Annotated in this window: 11 protein-coding genes; 7 read left to right on the top strand and 4 right to left on the bottom strand. The window is 65.8% G+C overall.

Features of this window, described 5'->3' with window-relative positions; all coding sequences use genetic code 11:
• Positions 1–13 precede the first annotated feature (13 nt).
• Positions 14–1,345, bottom strand: a complete 1,332-nt coding sequence (locus tag LQG66_RS03720) for an N-acetylmuramoyl-L-alanine amidase (RefSeq protein ID WP_425601284.1) — start codon at positions 1,343–1,345, stop codon at positions 14–16.
• Between the two features lie 793 nt (positions 1,346–2,138).
• Here LQG66_RS03720 and LQG66_RS03715 point away from each other — a divergent pair.
• Positions 2,139–5,393: an Rne/Rng family ribonuclease gene (locus LQG66_RS03715; RefSeq protein ID WP_231323530.1), complete on the top strand. Its 3,255-nt coding sequence runs from the start codon at positions 2,139–2,141 to the stop codon at positions 5,391–5,393.
• A gap of 102 nt (positions 5,394–5,495) precedes the next feature.
• On the opposite strand, the gene LQG66_RS03710 is transcribed toward LQG66_RS03715, so the two are convergent.
• Positions 5,496–6,833: a dicarboxylate/amino acid:cation symporter gene (locus tag LQG66_RS03710; protein ID WP_231323528.1), complete on the bottom strand. Its 1,338-nt coding sequence runs from the start codon at positions 6,831–6,833 to the stop codon at positions 5,496–5,498.
• Between the two features lie 135 nt (positions 6,834–6,968).
• Complete coding sequence (locus LQG66_RS03705) at positions 6,969–8,168, bottom strand: pyridoxal phosphate-dependent aminotransferase (RefSeq protein WP_231323526.1); 1,200 nt, start codon at positions 8,166–8,168, stop codon at positions 6,969–6,971.
• A 155-nt stretch (positions 8,169–8,323) separates the two neighbouring features.
• Here LQG66_RS03705 and LQG66_RS03700 point away from each other — a divergent pair, with 155 nt between their 5' ends.
• Positions 8,324–9,721, top strand: coding sequence for a M48 family metalloprotease (locus tag LQG66_RS03700; protein WP_231323524.1), 1,398 nt, complete (start codon positions 8,324–8,326; stop codon positions 9,719–9,721).
• A gap of 98 nt (positions 9,722–9,819) precedes the next feature.
• A complete protein-coding gene (locus tag LQG66_RS03695; RefSeq protein ID WP_231323522.1) occupies positions 9,820–10,581 on the top strand; it encodes a DsbA family protein in 762 nt (253 codons plus the stop codon).
• 125 nt (positions 10,582–10,706) lie between these two features.
• On the opposite strand, the gene LQG66_RS03690 is transcribed toward LQG66_RS03695, so the two are convergent.
• Positions 10,707–11,378 carry a GntR family transcriptional regulator gene (locus LQG66_RS03690; protein WP_231327682.1) on the bottom strand — a complete coding sequence of 224 codons (672 nt, stop codon included), beginning with the start codon at positions 11,376–11,378 and terminating at the stop codon, positions 10,707–10,709.
• A 203-nt stretch (positions 11,379–11,581) separates the two neighbouring features.
• Here LQG66_RS03690 and tcuA point away from each other — a divergent pair, with 203 nt between their 5' ends.
• The 4 genes from tcuA to aroQ all read left to right on the top strand — a co-directional run bounded on the left by tcuA (position 11,582) and on the right by aroQ (position 15,768).
• On the top strand, positions 11,582–12,997 hold the full coding sequence (gene tcuA / locus LQG66_RS03685; RefSeq protein ID WP_231323520.1) for an FAD-dependent tricarballylate dehydrogenase TcuA: 1,416 nt from the start codon (positions 11,582–11,584) through the stop codon (positions 12,995–12,997).
• On the top strand, positions 12,984–14,120 hold the full coding sequence (gene tcuB, locus LQG66_RS03680) for a tricarballylate utilization 4Fe-4S protein TcuB (protein WP_231323518.1): 1,137 nt from the start codon (positions 12,984–12,986) through the stop codon (positions 14,118–14,120). The genes tcuA and tcuB overlap by 14 nt, the downstream gene beginning before the upstream one ends.
• Positions 14,121–14,318: 198 nt before the next feature.
• Positions 14,319–15,011, top strand: a complete 693-nt coding sequence (locus LQG66_RS03675) for a DUF1236 domain-containing protein (RefSeq protein ID WP_231323516.1) — start codon at positions 14,319–14,321, stop codon at positions 15,009–15,011.
• A gap of 265 nt (positions 15,012–15,276) precedes the next feature.
• The gene (aroQ, locus tag LQG66_RS03670) at positions 15,277–15,768 is read left to right on the top strand and encodes a type II 3-dehydroquinate dehydratase (protein ID WP_231323514.1); all 492 of its coding nucleotides are present in this window, start codon (positions 15,277–15,279) and stop codon (positions 15,766–15,768) included.
• The last annotated feature ends 28 nt before the right edge of the window (positions 15,769–15,796 follow it).

The following is a 15,796-nucleotide window of genomic DNA, read 5'->3' as shown; positions in this document are numbered from 1 at the left end:
TGCTGTGGCCAAACTAGGGCTTTGCACGCGCCGGAGCCGGCTTCTCGGCCCGTTCCCCACCGGCATTGGCGATGCGCTTGGCCAGGAATGCATCGATCGCGCGCGCCATCGCGTCCGCAGTACGCGAGCGCCACGTCTCGGAGATCAGGTTCCCCATGTCTCCCTTGTTGGAGACATAACCCAGCTCGACCAGCACCGAAGGCACGTCAGGCGCCTTCAGGACGCGGAAACCTGCCGATTTCAGCGGCCGCTTGTGCAGATGCACGGCCGTCTTCAAGTCGTTCATCAGGACACGAGCGAACCTGTTGGAAAAGGTGCGCGTTTCGCGCCTGGCCAGATCGATCAGAATGTCGGCGACATCCGCAGGCTCTTCCGTCAGGTTGACCCCGCCGATCAGGTCGGCACGGTTTTCCGCCTCCGCCAGCCGCTCCGCTTCGGAATCGGAGGCCTTGTCCGACAATGTATAGATGGTGGCGCCCTGGGCGTCGCCCTCGCCCCGCGGCAGCGCATCGGCATGGACCGAGACGAACAGTGCCGCCGATAGCTTCTGCGCAATGCGAACCCGGTCGCCGAGCGGGATGAATGTGTCGTCATCACGCGTCATGATCACGCGGTATTTGCCCGACCGCTCGAGCCGATCGCGCAGCGCCTGACCGAAGGCGAGCACCAGGTTCTTCTCGGGCACCTCGCCGCCCTGGGTTCCGTAGTCGATACCGCCGTGACCCGGATCGATCACGACCACGGGCCGCGTGTCAGGGGCTCCGGCAGGTCCTGTCGGCGCGACCGCGACCGTGGTCGGTGGCGGCCTGACGGCCAGAGGGTTGCCGGCGGCAGTCGGGGTGGCCGCGATCGGGGCCATTGGCCCGTTCGAATCGGTCGGCTTGCCCTGAGAGCGGCTGTCGATGCCGATCGCGCGCGCGAAAGTGGCCTCGTCGACCTCCTCCAGCTCCAGCACCAGACGCGACGGCTGCCCGTTGGCGGCGTCGAGGACCGACGAATTGGCGATTCGGGCCGGCCCGGTGAGATCGACGACGATGCGCGAGCCGCCAGGCATGACCAACCCATAGCGGAACGCCTTCACCAAGCCGCGACCATTGGTTCCCGCCCCTGCGGGGAGATGAAAGCTCACCTGCGGCAGGTCGACCACAACGCGATAGGGGTCGCTCAGCACGAAGGCGCGGAACGGAACCGGCTTGTCCAGATCGAGCACGAATCGGGTCTGCCGGGAATCGCCGGCCAAGCGGACATCGGAGGCGATCGGGAACCCTGGGCCCACGACCACAGGCGGAACCTGGCCGACCGGCCCGCTCTGAGCCTGCGCCGGAATCGCTCCCGCATATAACATTTGCGTGACGCACAGTGACGCGCATCCCAGCCAAGAAAGGTAGTTTGCCCGGCCTGCTGCCAAATCCGTGCCTCCGCGGGACCGTCTTACCGCAACCAATCCCAGCGGTTAACCGCCTAATTTTGTCATTTTCGTTAAAGGCCGGCGATTGTTGCGGTTCCGCGACGCTTCCCTTGCACGGCCAGCCCATTCCACGTATGTACGAACTGCTGAAGGCTATTCTTTACTGCCGGTTGTGTCGCGTTCAAGCTCCCGGTGCAACGCCGGAAGCTTCGTGATCGAGGTTCTCGATCTTTGCGGAGCTTCCTGCGCCTTTCCGACCCTCCATGGGGCCTGCGCGATCCGCGCGGCTGCAACGGAGAGCCGGTCAAGAGCCGAGTGGCGCCGGTTCCAGGGCGCCTCCTTGCTGAGACCGCCCGGGCACCAGGTCAGACACGGCGTAGCCTAATACCACACCCCTGTCGGGGTTGGTGTTCGATCCTGGGCAAGCGTTTCGGCGCAATCTGGCCTTCGGCAATAGACAAGGCGGCATCCACTGCCGCCAACGTGTTCCAGACGGGCCGACGCTTGATGCGCCAGACTGCATTGCTAACCATGACCAGCGGACGATCCGCGCCGATGCGGGGCAGCGTCCCCGCACGGCCGATCGTTCCGTCGGCACCAGGGTTGGCACGGCGCAACCAGATGCGTTTAGGCCTTCCCCTCACCCCCGAATCAGGTGGACCGTCGCGTCGTCCCGCAGCGCGCCACGCGCTCGCGTCGAATCGCGTCCGTCGCCTCCAAGAGTTCCAATATGCCCAACAAGATGTTGATCGATGCTACCCACCCGGAAGAGACCCGGGTCGTTGTCGTCCGCGGCAACCGCGTCGAGGAATTTGATTTCGAGACTGCCCAGCGCAAGCAGCTCCGTGGCAACATCTACCTGGCGAAGGTGACCCGCGTTGAGCCCTCGTTGCAGGCGGCCTTCGTGGAGTATGGCGGCAACCGCCACGGCTTCCTTGCCTTCAGCGAAATCCATCCCGACTATTACCAGATCCCGGTCGCCGACCGGCAGGCGCTGATCGAGGCCGAGGAGCGCGCCCACCGCGAAGCCGAAGAAGAGAGCGAGAACCGCTCCAACCGCCGTCGCAACCGGCACCGCAGTTCGCGGCGCCGCGGCAGTGGCGAGCGCGTGCAGAGCGAGGTCATCGAGGCCGTCGACGGCGGCCAGCCGATTCCAGCCGAAGGCCATGAGACCGACCACGAGGCGCATGAGCACCACGCTTACGCCCACGACGATCATTCCGATCAGCCGCATATCGAGGCGGCCGAGCACGCTGAGCCGCACGGCTTCTCCGAGGCCGCGGCTCCCGGCCATGGGGTGACGAGCGAGGCTGGCCAGGGCGCAGCCGATGAATCGCGCGACCACGCGGGCGGGCATCATGATGCCGTCACGGACGATGCCGGACACACCGCGGACCAGCCGGTCGGCGATGTTGCCGGGGCTGTGCCCGCTTCGGCCAGCGCCGAAACGACCGGCGCCGCGGGCGCGACCGACGACCATGACGACGACGCGCATGACCATGAAGCCCATGGTCACGATGAGCACGGTCACGATGAGCACGGTCATGATGAGCACGATCACGACCACCATGATCATGACGAGCATGACCATGATGAGCACGATCATGACGAGCATGATCACGACGATGACGTCTCGCCGGTCGCCGAGCATGAAGGCCGCGATGTCACGATCGTTCCGGGTGACGAGAACGGCGCGGACCCCGCTGCGGGCGACCATGAGGACGACGACGAGGACGAGATCGAGGAAGATGTCGTCGAATCCGTCGGCGGCGACGACGTGCTGGAGGAAGTGCCCGAGCGCACCTTCCGCCCGCGCCGCCAGTACAAGATCCAGGAGGTCATCAAGCGCCGCCAGGTGATGCTGGTGCAGGTCGTCAAGGAAGAGCGTGGCAACAAGGGCGCGGCGCTGACGACCTATCTGTCGCTGGCCGGCCGCTATGCCGTGCTGATGCCGAACACGGCGCGCGGCGGCGGCATCAGCCGCAAGATCACCTCGGCGCAGGACCGTTCGCGCCTGAAGGAAGTCGTGCAGGACCTCGACGTGCCCGAGGGCATGGGCGTTATCCTGCGCACCGCCGGCGCCAACCGGACCAAGCCGGAGATCAAGCGCGACTTCGAATACCTGCTGCGGCTGTGGGAGACGGTCCGCGACATGACCTTGAAGTCGCAGGCACCGACCCTGGTCTACGAGGAAGGCTCGCTGATCAAGCGCTCTCTGCGCGACCTCTACAACAAGGAGATCGACGAGATCCTGGTCGCCGGCGAGGCGGGCTACCAGGAGGCGCACGACTTCATGAAGATGCTGATGCCGTCCAACGTCCGGGCGGTGAAGCAGTATCGTGACGGCCAGCCGCTGTTCTCGCGGATGGGCGTCGAGAGCCAGCTCGACGCGATGTTCTCGCCGACCGTCCAGCTCCGCTCCGGCGGCTACATCGTGCTCAACCAGACCGAGGCGCTGGTCTCGATCGACGTGAACTCCGGCCGCGCCACGCGCGAGCATCACATCGAGGATACGGCGCTCAAGACCAACATGGAGGCAGCCGAGGAAGTGGCGCGCCAGCTCCGGCTGCGCGACCTCGCCGGGCTGATCGTCATCGACTTCATCGACATGGACGAGAAGCGCAACAACCGCTCCGTCGAGCGCAAGCTGTCGGACTGCCTGCGGCAGGATCGCGCGCGCATCCAGGTCGGCCGCATCTCGCATTTCGGCCTGCTCGAGATGTCGCGCCAGCGCATCCGCGCCAGCGTGCTGGAAAGCTCGACCGAGCCCTGCGTGCATTGCGGTGGCAGCGGCCATGTCCGCTCGGTGTCCTCGGTGGCGCTGCAGCTGCTGCGCAGCCTCGAAGAGACCCTGATGAAGGGGGCGACCCACAATCTGGTGGTCCGCACCCGCACCGAGGTCGCGCTCTACGTGCTCAATCACAAGCGCGGCCATCTGCGCGATCTCGAGAACAGCTTCAAGGTTTCGCTTGCCGTCATCGCCGACCCCAACGTGAGCGGTCAGCAGTCGTTCGTGATCGATCGCGGCGAGCAGGTGCACACGCTGGAGGCCGCCAAGGCGCTGCTCGCAGCGCAGGCCTCGGCGCCGCCGCTGGTCGCCGAGGAGGTCTATGACGAGGACGAGCCGTTCGACATCGAAACGGAGTCCGAGGTCGAGACCGAGGAAACCGAAGGCCTGTCGGAGGATGCCGCCGAGGGCGGCGAAGGCGAGCGCGATGGCTCCCGCCGCAAACGGCGCCGGCGCCGACGCGGCCGTGGTGGCGAGGCCCGCGAGGGCGCGCTACCCGAGGCGACTGCCGAATCGCAGCCATCCGAATCAGGTCTTGCCGCCGATCTGCCGGCCGAGGAAGCCGAAGCCGAGGACGACGAGGCGGACGAACAGCCTGCCTTCGCGCAAGGCGACCAGCCGACCGATCAGGCCGGCGAGCGGCGTCCCCGCCGGCGCGGGCGGCGCGGTGGCCGACGTCGGCGCGGCGGCATCGATGACGGTCTCGCCGCGTCGATCAGCGACGAGCTGGCACCGCCTTCGGTGTCGGAGGCAGAGACTGCAGTGGCCGATTTCGACGGCAACGGCGCGCCTCGCCATGATCACGAGGAAGAGCCCGCGGAGCAGGAGGCTGCTGCGGTCGCGGTGACCGCCACCGCACCGGAGGTCGTAGACTCCGTCGCGCCGGCGGCCGCTCCCGCAGCCCAGCCCGATCTGCAGGACGGCGACAAGGCCGAAGCTCCCAAGAGCGATTCTGAGAAGGCCCCGCGCCGCTCGACCGTTCGCGAAAAGGTCAGCTTCGTCACCGAGCCCAAGACTGAGCCCAGGCCGGACAGCCCGGCTTCGGCGGCCAACGTCGCCCAGAGCCATCAGACGGTAGCGGCCGCTACGCCTGAACCCGTTGCGACCGAGCCGGTCGCGCCAGACGCTTCGAACGCGGATCCCGCTGCCCCGCGCAAAGCCGGCTGGTGGTCGCGCCGCTTCGGCGGTGGGCAGTAACCGGCCCGCCACCGTCCATTCGATCCTCGACGCAAAACGCCCGGCCAGACGGCCGGGCGTTTTCTATTTCCAATACGCTCTGAAGCGCTTGCCGTGCGGGACTCAGCCGGTCGTGACCGCCGTCTCCAGATCGGAGGGATCGATCTGCTGGTTCAGCCGCCTCTGCAGCAGATCGTGGTCCAACTCGCCTTCCCACCACGAGACGAACACCGCGGCGACGCCGTTGCCGGTGATGTTGGTGAGCGCGCGCACCTCGCTCATGAACTTGTCGATCGAGAACACGACCGCCATTCCGGGAACGAGGGCGGGATTGACCACCGACAATGTCGCGGCCAGCGTGATGAAGCCGGCGCCCGTCACGCCGCTGGCGCCTTTCGAGGTCAGCATCGCGACGATGAGAATGGTGACCTGCTGACCGAGCGACAGATCGACGCCCAGAGCCTGCGCGATGAACAGCGTCGCCAGCGTCATGTAGATGTTGGTGCCGTCGAGATTGAACGAATAGCCGGTCGGCACGACCAGGCCGACCACCGGCTTCGAGCAGCCGAGCCGCTCGAGCTTTTCCATCAGCTGCGGCAGCGCGCTCTCCGACGAGCTCGTGCCGAGCACGATCAGCAGCTCGTCCTTGATGTAGGCGATGAACTTGAAGATGCTGAAGCCGACGAAACGCGCGATCAGTCCGAGCACGATCACGACGAACAGGCCGGCCGTGACGTAGAACAGCACGATCAGACCGATCAGGTTGCCGAGCGCCGCAGGACCGAACTTGCCGATCGTATAGGCCATGGCGCCGAACGCACCGATCGGGGCCGCCTTCATGACGATCGCGATGACGCCGAACACCGCGTGCGCTGTGTCGTCGATCACGTCGCGCAGGCGGTGGCCACGCTCCCCCAGCGCCATCAGCGCAAAACCGAATAGGATCGCGAACAGCAGCACCTGCAGGATGTCGCCGCGCGCCAGCGCGCCGACGACGCTGTCCGGAATGATGTTGAGGACGAAATCGACCGACTTCTGCGCCTCGGCCTGCTTGACGTAGTTGGCAACCGCAGCCGCGTCCGGCTTGGCGACAAGGCCATGGCCGATGGGGATCAGATTGCCGACGATGAGTCCGAGCAGCAAAGCGAAGGTCGAGACGATCTCAAAATAGACCAGCGCCTTGACGCCGACGCGGCCGACCTTGCTCGCATTCTGGATGTGGGCAATGCCGGACACGACGGTGCAGAAGATGATCGGCGCAATCACCATCTTGATCAGCTTGATGAAGCCGTCCCCGAGCGCCTTGATCCATTCGTTGGTGGCGAGGTTCGGGGACAGCCAGCCGACCACGATGCCGATCAGGATCGCGATCAGGACCTGGACATAGAGTATCCCGTACCAGGGCTTCTTCGCCGTTTGCGACCGGGCGCCCTGCGTCCCGGCTTCACTTGCTGCCACCATCGGACTTTCCTCATCCACCTGCTGCGTCGGGCCTCATGTCCCAGCCCTCGCGAGGCGCCACCTCACGCAAATTGTCCCGGCCAAGTCAATGGCGACGAATGGTGGACGCACGGCTCTCGCAGCGCAGCCCCTGCCCTAGCCGAGCCAGCGCGCAATCCGGGCCACAGCCTCGCGCATGTCGTCCCCCGAACGTGCATAGGAAAAGCGGACGAAGCTGCGGCCGTGGATCGGGTCGAAATCGACACCGGGCGTCGCCGCGACATGGGTCTCCTGCAGCATACGCTTGGCGAAGTCGAAGCTGTCCGACGTGAAGTCGGAGACATCGGCATAGAGGTAGAACGCGCCGTCGGCAGGGAGAAACCGGGTCAGGCCAGCCTTCGGAAACCCTTCGATCAGGATACGGCGGTTCTCCTGGTAGCCGTGCCGGATGGCCTCCATCTCGGTACGGCCATCGAACGCCGCCTCGGCCGCGATCTGCGACAGTGTCGGGACCGAGATCGCCAGATTCTGCTGCAACCTCTCGATCGGACGGACCAGCGCATCCGGCACCACCATCCAGCCGACCCTCCAGCCGGTCATGCAGAAGTACTTCGAGAACGAGTTGATGATCAGGGCGTCGGACGACAGCTCCGCCGCCGTCACGGCGGGAAAGGCGTAGTCGAGGCCGTGATAGATCTCGTCGGAGATGAAGCGGATGCCGGCATCGCGCGCCGCAGCGATCACCCCGCCGAGTGCCTCGCGCGACATCATGGTCCCCGTTGGATTGGCGGGACTCGCCACCAGCACGCCCTTCAGTGGCGTCTTGCGATGAGCCGCGAGCAGCGCCTCGCCGGTCAGGGCATGGCGGTTCTCGGCGGTGGTCTCGATCAGGACCGGCTCGCAGCCCAGCGCCGTCAGGATGTGGCGGTAAGGCGGATAGCCCGGCACGGTCACGGCCACGCGATCGCCCGGCTCGAACATCGCCAGGAACGCTAGGATGAACCCGGCCGACGACCCCGTCGTGACAATGATTCGTGCCGGATCGATCTCGCAAGCGTGGGTCTCGCGGTAGTGGCGCGCGATGCGTTGCCGGAGCGACGCCACCCCGAGCGCCGAGGTATAGTCGATGCGGGCCTGATCGAGCGCGGCATGCGCCGCCACCAGCGCGCTGCGCGGCGCCGGAGCGGCGGGCTGCCCGACTTCCATGTGAATCACGTGGCCGCCATTGGCCTCGATCCGCTCGGCCGCGGCCATCACGTCCATCACCATGAACGGTGGAACATTGCTGCGCGCGGACGGCGCGGTCAGGCTGGCGATCCGCTGTTCCAATGTCGGTATCACTGTCGCATCCACCATCAATATCTGCTATTGACCCAGGCTGTCCGGACCCGCTCTCTGAACCGGTCGGCGTGTGCCGCAATGGGTACCATTTCGCCGCAGATGAGCCGCATTCCGCAGTTTGGTGGGCAATAGCCCGTATCGAGCCTCGCGCCAATTGCAAAGATCGTCTGATGTTGCTCCGTATCGTGCTTCGCAAGAAATTGTCCGGCGGACTTGCCGCGATCGTCGCGGCTGCCGTTGCTCTGGCTCCGGCCGTGCCCGTTTCGGCGCAGCAGGGCAAGGGACCGCCGACCCTGCGTGACACCGAGGTGGAGGTGCTGCTGCGTGAGTACACGAGGCCGATCCTGCGCGCCGCCGGCCTCGAGAAGCAGAACATCCAGATGGTCATCATCAACGACGCATCGTTCAACGCGTTCGTCGCCGACGGCCGCCGCATCTTCGTCAATTACGGCGCCATCATGCAGTCGGAGAACCCGAACCAGCTGATCGGCGTTCTTGCGCACGAGACCGGCCATCTCGCCGGCGGCCACCTCGCCAAGCTGCGCCAGCAGCTCGCCACCGCACAGACCCAGATGATCATCGCCACCATTCTTGGCGCCGGCGCGCTCGCGGTGGGCGCACGCGGCGGCGGAAACGGCGGCCTGGCCAATGCCGGCGCGGCCGCGCTGTCTGGGCCCGGCGAGGTCATCCGCCGCTCGCTGCTGTCCTATCAGCGGCAGCAGGAGGAGAACGCCGACCGCGCCGGGGTGAAATTCCTCACGGCCACCGGACAGTCGCCGAAGGGCATGTACGAGACCTTCAAGCGCTTCACCAATGAGAGCCTGTTCGCGGCCCGCGGCGCCGACCCCTATCTGCAGTCGCATCCGATGCCGGCCGATCGTGTCGAGGCGCTGGAGGGCCTGGCCCGCCAGAGCCCCTATTGGGACAAGAAGGACGATGCCGCGCTGCAGCTGCGTCACGACATGGCCCGCGCCAAGATCTCGGCCTTCATGGAGCGGCCGGACACGGTGGCCCGGCGCTATCCGCAGTCGGACAATAGCCTGCCGGCCCGCTATGCCCGGGCGATCTCCACCTACCTCCATGGCGACCTGCGCAGCGCGCTGGCCCAGATCGACCTCCTGATCCAGGCGCAGCCCAACAACGCCTATTTCTACGAGGTGCGCGGCCAGGCTCTGCTGGAGGGCGGCCGTCCGGCCGAGGCGATCGCGCCGCTGCGCAAGGCCGCCCAGCTATCCAATAACGCTCCGCTCATCGAGATGTTACTTGGCCAGGCCTTGGTCGCAGCCGACAACAAAGCCTACACTGAGGAGGCGATCCCGATCCTGCGGACGGCCGTTGCACGCGAGTCCGAGGCGCCGCTCGGCTACTCCCAGCTCGCCATGGCCTATGGCCGCAAGGGCGACTACGCGGAGGCCGATCTGGCGTCGGCCCAGGCGGCCTTTCTGCGTGGCGACAACAAGACCGCGCGCGAGCTTGCATCGCGGGCCAAAACGCGTTTCGCCGTGGGATCTCCGGGCTGGGTGAAAGCCGACGACATCGTCGCAGCAAAGCCGCTCTCGAGCCAGTAGAACGAAGAGATTACTGCTATCATCCCAGCCGGATCATCAAGATACCCCTCACGATCATCGACAAGGACCCGATCATTTTGACCCAGAGGACCTCCTTCATGCCGTCATTCCGCCTGTTCCTTCCGGCGCTGCTCGCGCTTTCGCTGTGTGGCGCACCACAGATCGCCGCGGCCGAGAGCTTCTCCGACAGCCAGCGGAGCGATATCGAGGCCATTGTCAGGAACTACCTCGTCTCGCACCCCGAGGTGCTCGAGGAGGCCATGGCCGAGCTGCAGAAGCGCCAGACCGCCGCCGAGACCGCCAAGCACGAGGCGAGCATCGCCAAGAACGCCGACACCATCTTCAACTCGCCGCGCGGCGTCGTGCTCGGCAACAAGGACGGCGACGTCACCTTCGTCGAGTTCTTCGATTACAATTGCGGCTACTGCAAGCGCGCCATGGCCGACATGATGGATCTGATGAAGAGCGATCCGAAGCTGAAGGTCGTGCTCAAGGAATTCCCGGTGCTGAGCCAGGGCTCGGTCGAGGCCGCCCAGGTCGCGGTCGCCGTGCGCATGCAGGCGCCGCAGAAATATCTCGACTTCCATCAGAAGCTGCTGGGCGGTCGCGGCCAGGCCGACAAGGCCCATGCGCTCGCCGTCGCCAAGGATCTCGGGCTCGACATGGCCCGCCTCGAGAAGGACATGGCGAGCCCCGAGGCCAAGGCGACCATCGAAGAGAACTTCAAGCTGGCCGAGGACATGGGCATGAACGGCACGCCGAGCTACGTGATCGGCAAGCAGGTCGTGATCGGCGCCGTCGGCGTCGAAGGCCTGCGGGAGAAGATCAGCACGGCGCGCTGCGGCAAGGCGACCTGCTGAACCAACCGGCCAAGCACTGCGCATCGTGAGATCAGAAAAGAAAGGCCGGCTGTGTCAGCCGGCCTTTTGCTTTGGGTTCGTACCGGTCGAATACGAAAGGCCAGCCCGCGGCGACCGCGCCTTGCCTATCCCTTCAACTTCATGCCGAGCCGGGTCCGCAGCGCCTCGCGGATATGGCTCCGCGCAATCGTCTCGGCCCGATCAGGATCGCGGGCCGCGATCGCGTCGATCAGTTCGCCATGCTCGGCGGCTGCCGTCGCGGGACGCCCTTCGGCCGCGAAGGTCGTTGTTCCCAACAACGCAATCGCGACGTGCATGTCCTCGAGCGCGGCATCCAGGTAGCGATTGCGGGCGGCGCGCTGGATCGCCCCGTGCAGCAGCCGGTTCAGCCGCGCGAGCTCGGCCGCGCCGGCCACACCGGCCGCAAAGCTCTCATGGATGTCGCGGAGCGCCGCGATCTCGGCCGGAGCCGCATATTGGGCCGCAAGCCGCGCCGCGGCGCCCTCGAGAATCTCCCGCATCGCGTAAAGCTCGAGAATCTCGCTTTGATCGAGGCTGCGCACGACGAGGCCGCGGCCACCGGCCGGCTGCACCCAGCCTTTGGCCGTGAGCTTGCCGAACGCTTCGCGGACCGGCGTGCGGCTGACATCGAGCTTCTGCGCGACCTCGTCCTCCCGCAGCCGGTCTCCGGAGCGATAGACGCCGTTCTCCAGAGCCCGACACAGCGCGCGGAATACCGCCTCGCCGAGAGAGACGTTGTCGCGATCGATCGTGAGCGTGGGCGCTTCGGAGGCCATCGCGTTCAATGTCTCACAACCCTCCTCAGAACAACAGGACCACTTGCATATTTTTGTATACAATAGTATACGATTTTCATGTTTCAGTCAGAGTGTGCCCACGCATCGCGCCCGTCCGCCTTCGCCACTGCCCGGATGGTCCTGGCGCCGGGCGGGTATGGCGCCAGTCCGGGCCTGCCGGCTTGCAACAGGGAAGCGGTGCGATGAATGGCCAGAGCGACATTGCCGAGCATCCCGCAGCTTACGACGTCGTGGTCGTCGGCGGCGGCAATGCGGCCCTCTGCGCCGCGATTGCGGCGCGCCGCGCCGGCGCCTCGGTGATCGTCCTGGAGGCCGCCTCGAAGTTCTATCGCGGCGGCAATACGAGGCACACGCGCAACATGCGCTGCGCCCATGACGCGGCGACGGCCACCTTGAGCGGTCCCTATTCGGAGGACGAGTTCTGGGACGATCTCGTGCGCGTCACCGATGGCCAGACCAACGAGCAGCTGGCGCGCATGATGATCCGCGAATCGAAGGACATGCTCGACTGGATCTTCGATCAGGGCGTGCGCTTCCAGCCCTCGCTCGGCGGCACGCTGAGTCTGGGGCGCACCAACTCCTTTTTCCTCGGCGGCGGCCGGGCGATGCTCAACGCGCTGTATCTGACGGCCGAGCGGCTCGGCGTCGACGTGCTTTACGAAGCCGAGGTGGTGGCGCTCGACATCGACGGCGATCGTTTTCACGCGGCCACCGTCCAGCGCAAGGAAGGCAGGATGCGCATCCGCGGCAAGGCGCTGGTGGCCGCTTCCGGCGGCTTCGAATCCAACATCGAGAAGCTGGTCGAGGGCTGGGGCGAGATCGCCCGCAATTTCCTGATCCGCGGCACGCCGAACAACCGCGGCACCGTGCTGGACATGCTGCTTGGCGCCGATGTCGACAGCGTCGGCGATCCCACCCAGTGCCACGCGGTGGCGATCGATGCGCGGGCGCCGAAATATGACGGCGGCATCATCACGCGGCTCGATTGCGTCGTGTTCGGTATCGTCGTGAACAGGAATGCCGAGAGATTCTACGACGAAGGCGAAGACGTCTGGCCCAAGCGCTATGCGATCTGGGGACGGCTCGTTGCCACCCAGCCGGACCAGATCGCCTACATCATCTTCGACGCCAAGTCGGCCAACCTGTTCATGCCGTCGCTCTACCCGGCGATCGAGGCCGCGAGCATCGGCGAGCTCGCAGCCAAGTTCGATCTCGATCCGGAGAAATTGACGGAGACCGTGGCACAATTCAACGCCGCCGTGCACGAGGGATCCTTCGATCCCGACACGCTCGACGATTGTCACACCGAGAACCTGACGCCGCCGAAGACGCATTGGGCACGGCGCATCGACACCGGCCCCTACTACGCCTATCCGGTGCGTCCCGGCATCACCTTCACCTATCTCGGGGTGCGGGTCGATCACGAGGCCAGAATGATGATGAAGGCGGGTGGACCGGCTGCCAACATGTACGCCGCCGGCGAGATCATGGCCGGCAACGTGCTCGGCCGCGGCTACGCCGCGGGGATCGGCATGACGATCGGCAGCGTGTTCGGACGCATTGCAGGCCGCGGAGCAGCAAGACATGCAGCGCAGTGAGGCGTTGAACGAGGCGGATCGCCTGATGACGATCTGCAATTCCTGCCGCTATTGCGAGGGCCTTTGCGCCGTCTTTCCAGCGATGGAGATGCGCCGCGCCTTCACCAGCGGCGACCTCAATTATTTCGCCAATCTCTGCCATGCCTGCGGCGCCTGCTATGTCGACTGCCAGTTCTCGCCACCGCACGAATTCGACGTCCGTGTCCCATCCGTCCTGGCCAGAGTGCGGCACGAAAGCTATGCCGACTACGCTTGGCCGCGCGCGCTGGCGCCACTGTTCAGGCGCAACGGCCTCGCGGTGTCCCTGATCGCCGTCCTCAGCATCGCCGCGTTCATTCTCGGCTTCGTGGCCTTCAACGATCCCAGAGCCCTGTTTGCGAGCCGGCCCGGCCCCGGATCGTTCTACGCGCTGATGCCGCACAACGCGATGGCGCTGCTGTTCGGTGCGGCCTTCCTGTGGGCCGTCGTCGCCTTCATCAAGGGCGCGCGCGCCTTCTGGAATGACATCGGCGAAACGCGCTCGGCCCTGGCCGCGCCGCGCCCGTTGCTGCGCGCGGTTCGCGATGCCGCCAGCCTGCGCTATCTCGATGGCGGCGGCGTCGGCTGCTACAATGAGGACGAGCGGACCAAAGACAACAGGCGCTTCTATCACCACCTGACGTTCTGGGGCTTCATGCTCTGCTTCGCGTCGACGAGCATCGCGACGCTCTATCACTACCTGCTGCATCGCGAGGCGCCCTACCCGCTCTGGGACCTTCCAGTCGTGCTCGGGACGCTCGGTGGGCTTGGAATCGTGATCGGTCCGCTCGGACTCTACGCCGCGAAGCGCAAGCGTGAGCCCATGATGATGGACCATGACAGCCGCGGCATGGACATCGCGTTCCTCGCCATGCTCGTGCTGACCGGCGCGACCGGCCTTACCCTGCTCGTTCTGCGCGAGACGAGCGCCATGGGCGTTCTGCTGGCGCTGCATCTCGGGGCGGTGTTCGCGCTGTTCGTCACGCTGCCCTACGGCAAGTTCGTGCACGGCCTCTATCGCTTCCTGGCGCTCGTCCGCTACGCCAGGGAGCGCCACACCGCGGCGCCGGAAGCGCGCTCGGAGCGTGAAGCCCGCTCGACCTGAGCGAGGCGCGCCCTTCGGCCGACCTCACACATGATGCGCCGGTCACGCGGATCGTCATCCTGCGTTCATGACCGTGAGCATCCGTTCATAAGATCGCGATCCCGGACATTTTCGAGGAACAATCGGAGGCGCACGGAACGACTCCAACATCCTGCCGTTGTCGGCGCGGGCAGTGCCAATGATAGAGGAGGATAGAGTATGACCAATCGTTTGATGGTTTCAGTTGCTGCGATCGCGCTGGTCGCGGGCGCAGGCTTCGCCCACGCTCAAGGGGCCGGTGGTGCAGCCGGTGGCGGAGCAGCCGGTGGCGCAACGATGAACCGTGACAGTGCCGCGCCATCGCCAGGCGCTGCGCCGGGCGGTGCGCCCGAGACGCGCTCCGGCCAGTCGGATCAGAAGTCGGGTATGGCTCCGAAGAATCAGCACGCTGAAGACGGCATGAAGGGGCCGAAGAGCACGAGCTCGGAGACCGACAGCAAGGGCGGCGCCAAGAATATGAAGGCCGAAGGCCGCGACAGCAAGGGCGGCACCGGCGCGGCCGAGAACCGCGATGGCCGCAGCGACGCCACCAAGAATGCCGAGACCAAGACCGGCGGCGACCGCTCGCAGACCACCACGGGACAGGCCGGCGCAGGTGCGAAGCTCTCGACCGAGCAGCGCACCAAGATCTCGACTGTGATCCGCAGCCAGCGCGTCGAGCCGGTCACCAACGTGAACTTCAACATCTCGGTCGGCACCCGCGTGCCGCGCGAGGTCCACTTCCACCCGCTCCCGGCCGAGGTCGTGACCGTCTATCCGGAATGGCGCGGATATGACTTCATCCTGGTTCGTGACCAGATCCTCGTGATCGATCCTCGTTCCCACGAGATCGTCGCAGTTCTCGACACCTGATCCCCGACCAGGCAGGTGACGAGCAAGGGGCGGGCAGCAGTGCCCGCCCCCTTTTGTGCTGTGCAAGGCCCCGCGCGAGCGACTACACGCAGCACGTGCAGCTGTGCTGCGCCAACCTGGTTAAGCAGTCCTTTCCGTGACTTGGAGTGTTTTTTTCGCGTGACGGACCAAGCCCGGCCGGGCCTCTCCGGTCGCCGAAAGGCTTCCCCTTGGCGGCTTTGTTACCTATAACGCCGCCCACTGCCGCCACACCGCCGGGATGGGAATGGCCGACGCCGCGCAAAAGACGATCTATGTCCTCAACGGACCCAACCTCAATCTGTTGGGCACCCGTGAGCCGGAGACCTACGGCCACGCCACGCTGGCCGACGTCGAACGGCTCTGCATCGAGACCGCGGCCGGCTTTGGCATGATGGCGGATTGCCGGCAGTCCAACCACGAGGGCGTGCTGGTGGATTTCATCCATGAGGCCCGCAGCCGCGGTGTGGTCGGGATCATCCTCAATGCCGGCGCCTACTCTCATACCTCGATCGCCCTCCACGATGCGCTGATGGGGGTGAAGATCCCCACCGTCGAGGTGCACATCAGCAACATTCACGCCCGTGAGAGCTTCCGGCACCATTCGTTCACCGCAAAGGCCGCGTTTGCGTCGATTTGTGGTTTTGGAATCGACGGCTACCGACTCGCGATCACCGGCCTCGCCGCCAAGATCGGCATCACCACCGACACGAAGATCGGCGTCCAGGCACCAGCCTGACGCCCTCGCCCTCACGCCACACAAGGTT

The organism is Bradyrhizobium ontarionense (assembly GCF_021088345.1).
Taxonomy (GTDB): Bacteria; Pseudomonadota; Alphaproteobacteria; order Rhizobiales; family Xanthobacteraceae; genus Bradyrhizobium; species Bradyrhizobium ontarionense.
The sequence above is the reverse complement of the archived record's forward strand: the minus strand, read 5'-3'. Positions and strand labels throughout refer to the sequence as shown.